This is a genomic window from Pseudoclavibacter sp. JSM 162008 (genome assembly GCF_041366455.1).
GTDB lineage: Bacteria > Actinomycetota > Actinomycetes > Actinomycetales > Microbacteriaceae > Pseudoclavibacter.
In genome coordinates this window covers 1-3669 of the sequence record NZ_JBEWYX010000035.1, presented here as the reverse complement: position 1 = coordinate 3669, position 3669 = coordinate 1, and the positions used below count along the sequence as shown (strand labels likewise).

3 protein-coding genes are annotated in these 3669 nt (G+C 62.2%); 2 read left to right on the top strand and 1 reads right to left on the bottom strand.

Features of this window, described 5'->3' with window-relative positions:
* Positions 1-247: 247 nt before the first annotated feature.
* Positions 248-1003: a carboxypeptidase regulatory-like domain-containing protein gene (locus tag ABVF28_RS17110; protein WP_371031440.1), complete on the top strand. Its 756-nt coding sequence runs from the start codon at positions 248-250 to the stop codon at positions 1001-1003.
* Between the two features lie 554 nt (positions 1004-1557).
* A complete protein-coding gene (gene trpS / locus ABVF28_RS17105) occupies positions 1558-2598 on the top strand; it encodes a tryptophan--tRNA ligase (RefSeq protein WP_371031439.1) in 1041 nt (346 codons plus the stop codon).
* A 9-nt stretch (positions 2599-2607) separates the two neighbouring features.
* Here trpS and istB read toward each other — a convergent pair whose 3' ends face one another.
* Positions 2608-3420, bottom strand: a complete 813-nt coding sequence (istB, locus tag ABVF28_RS17100; RefSeq protein ID WP_371031438.1) for an IS21-like element helper ATPase IstB — start codon at positions 3418-3420, stop codon at positions 2608-2610.
* Between the last annotated feature and the right edge of the window lie 249 nt (positions 3421-3669).

The window sequence follows — 3669 nt, the reverse complement described above, 5'->3', positions numbered from 1 at the left end:
CCGCCACCACGCCACCGCCGCAGACGAACTCCGCCGCGTCACGACCGGCACGAACCTGCGCTAACCTGACCACGCGACCTGAGGAATTCCGATGAGCAACTCTGGGGAATTTCGATGAGCGCCATCAGAGGTAGCCTCAGGCACCGGTGCCACCCGATATGCGCAGTTCATCCAGAAGTATCGCGGCAGCGCTTGGTCGGCACTGTACATCAGAGGCACCAACAACAACTGGGCCACAACCACGCCGATGACCAAGTCGGGCAACGTATGGACCGCCACGAACGTAAGTTTCGGAGCAGCTGCAAACCAGCGCTTCAAATTTGACGTCACCGGCGATTGGAGCACCAACTACGGCGGCACCGGCCTCACCGGCACCGCAGCACTAGCTGGGGCCGACATCGCAGTGGCTTCGAACACGACCTACACGATCACATTCAACGAAGCAACCAAGCAATACACGGCCACCCCAACAACGCCCGCGGCCACATTCAACGTATCCGGAACCGTCACAGGCGCAGCTGTTTCAGGTGTCACCATCACTGCCGGAACCAAAACGGCAACAACGGACGCGGCCGGGCAGTACACGCTGACGGGCCTGCCCAACGGTGTCTACACGATCACCGCAACTAAGGCAGGATCCACCTTCACACCAGCAACAAGATCGGCGACTGTCGCTAGCGCAAACCTCACGGCACAGAACTTCGTGTCCACGGTTCCGCAAGCCCAGAGTGTCACGATCAAGTTCGCGGAGTGGCAGTCCGCGTCGAGCTACTCGATCCACACCTGGAACGGTCTTTCCGGAACCGTCCCGATGACGTACGAGGGCTTCTTCAACAACCGACACTGGTGGACTGTGACTCTCACGAACGTACCGTCGACCTTCGGCTTCACGTTCACGAACAGCAACGGTAACTGGGACACCGCAGACAGGGCGTTCAGCCAGCAGGGTGCGACACTGTTCGTGCTTTCCGGTAGCGCGACCGTGTCAACGACCCGCCCGTAGCGAGACCGGGTGCCCGCCGCTGAAAGTTAGCGGCGGGCACTATCTGTGTGGGAAACATTCGTATGGATGCTGACGACGAAACGGGTTCGGACTTCGGGACTGTGTTTTGGTTGTTCGACGACCGCGAGATCTACGGGTACGTCGATATCGTCGACCGGTCGGTCGTCCTCCACGGCGGCGCTCGTAGTTGTTTCGGGCGGTGCTGTGGTTCCCGTGGTCTTGACCGCAACCGATGGGCTTGTGTCGGAGGGCAGCGGCGGCGACGCTGAGCTTGAGGCTTGCAACGCGATGCTTGCCGAGCGGGTGGCCCGCGATTAGGCCGCCCCAGTGAGAATGTCAACCTCAGCTGGGTCCAGGGCGGCAATCTAAGCCGGACCCACTCTGTGTCTTCTGGGCTTGGGGATGAGTCCCGGTAGTATCTCGTTCATGAACTTCAACCGTTCCGCTTGGTGGTGGCTGCGATAGCAGCCGGTTGAAGTATGTTCACGGGCTGCACGGCAGCTCGTGGAACGGCCCGAGTACTCCGTGTAGCTCCCAATCATCGGGAGAGACAATTGGAATCCTTCATCGCAACAGCGCAACGTTCGGCAGAGGTCGCGGCCCTCGTGGCCGAGCACCCGGAGAGGTTTCGGGTCCTCACGGGTGAGCGGCCGACCGGGCCGCTTCATCTGGGTCACTATTTCGGCACCATCGCAGAGCGTGTGCGCCTGCAGCAGGCCGGGGTCGAGATGTTCCTCGTGCTCGCGGACTATCAGGTCATCACTGACAGAGACACCACGGCTCATGTTCGAGAGAACGTGTATAGCGCCGTCCTCGACTATCTCGCAGCCGGCATCGACCCCGAACGGACGACGATTTTCACCCATTCGGCGGCGCCGGCGCTGAACCAGTTGATGCTGCCATTCCTGAGTCTGGTCACCGAGGCGGAACTGCATCGCAATCCGACCGTCAAAGCGGAGCTCGCGGCGTCCGGGCGTGCGTTGAGTGGGCTGCTTTTGACGTATCCGGTGCACCAGGCAGCCGACATCCTGTTCTGCAAGGGCAATCTCGTGCCCGTGGGCAAGGACAACCTCCCGCATGTGGAAATGACCCGCGTGATCGCCCGCCGGTTCAATGAGCGCTATGGAGAGGTCTTCCCGGTTCCGGATGCGTTGATCACCTCGACCCCGGAGGTGCGGGGGCTGGATGGCCGGAAGATGTCGAAGAGCTATGGCAACGCGATCGCGTTGTCGATGACGCCGGACGAGACCGTTGCGGTGATTCGTCAGTCCCGGACCGATCAGGACCGGAGGATCAGTTTCGATCCCGTGGGCCGGCCTGGTGTCTCGGCGTTGTTGTCGACGGCCGCGTTGTGCCTCGGTGTCGAGCCAGTCGAGTTAGCCGACGAGATCGGTGATGGCGGTAGCAGCGCCCTGAAAACCTTGACCGCAACAGCCGTGAATGACTACTTGGAGCCTTTGCGTGCGAGGCGGCAAGCGTTCGCCGCGGACGGGGATCTCGTACGGGCGATCCTTCGTCGCGGTAATGAAGCTGCGAACACTACGGCCGAGGTAACGCTCGGCCAGGTGCGCGAGGCGATGGGGACGATCTATTAGGACCGTGGGTCAGACGGATGCGGTCAGCCGACGGGTGTGGGCGAGGCGGTAGGAATCGGTGCCGGTCTCGATGATGCTCCCACCGAACGTGAGTCGGTCAACGATCGCGGCGCAGAGCCTTGGATCAGTGAAGGTCTTCGTCCAGCCCGAGAACGATTCGTTGGAGGCGATCGCGACGGAGTTTTTCTCTTCTCGTTCCGTGAGGACCTGGAACAAGAGTTCGGCTCCGCGGCGGTCGAGTTCCATGTAGCCGAGCTCATCGATGCAGAGAAGGTCGACGCGGCCGTAGCGGGCGATGGTGCGGGCGAGTTGCTTCTCGTCGGCGGCTTCGACGAGTTCGTTGACGAGCTTCGTCGCGAGCGTGTATTTCACCCGGTAGCCCTTTTCCGCCGCCGCGGTCCCTAACCCGATCAGCAGATGGGATTTCCCGGTCCCGGAGTCGCCGATGAGGCAGAGTGGTTCGCCTTTGCGGATCCAGTCGCCGGTCGCGAGCTGGTGGATCGTGGCCGGGTTTATGTTCGGGTTCGCGTCGTAATCGAAGTCACCGAGCCACTTGTTCCGCGGGAACCCAGCCGCAGACACGCGGCGGATCGACGAGCGCCGGTCGCGATCATCGCACTCCGCGAGCAACAGCTCCGCCAGGAACCCTTGGTAGGACAGTTGCTCCCGGTTCGCGGTCTCCAGAGCTTCGTCGACGACGGCGCGGACTGTCGGGAGTCGGAGTCGCCGGCAGGCTTGATCGACAGCAGCGATCGCTGCTTCCTCGGTGAGCCCGCGCCTCCGTCGCAGCGTCGTCGTGACGGTAGTGGGTTTTGTGGTCATGTTCCCGTGGTTCCTTCCCGATCAATCGGTTCGTCCGTAAGTGCCGGGCGTGCCCGGCGTTTCAAGAGTTCGTCGTAGCCAGCGACACTCGGCACCGGTCTCGTGTCGGACGGAAGGCCTGCTGATGGCGCTCATCGAAATTCCCCAGAGTTGCTCATCGGAATTCCTCAGGTCGCGTGGTCAGGTTAGCGCAGGTTCGTGCCGGTCGTGACGCGGCGGAGTTCGTCTGCGGCGGTGGCGTGGTGGCGG

Excerpts from the sequence above, each read along its gene's own strand:
- ABVF28_RS17110 (WP_371031440.1), top strand. The coding sequence starts at position 248 with ATGACCAAGTCGGGCAACGTATGGACCGCCACGAACGTAAGTTTCGGA.
- istB (WP_371031438.1), bottom strand. The coding sequence starts at position 3,420 with ATGACCACAAAACCCACTACCGTCACGACGACGCTGCGACGGAGGCGC.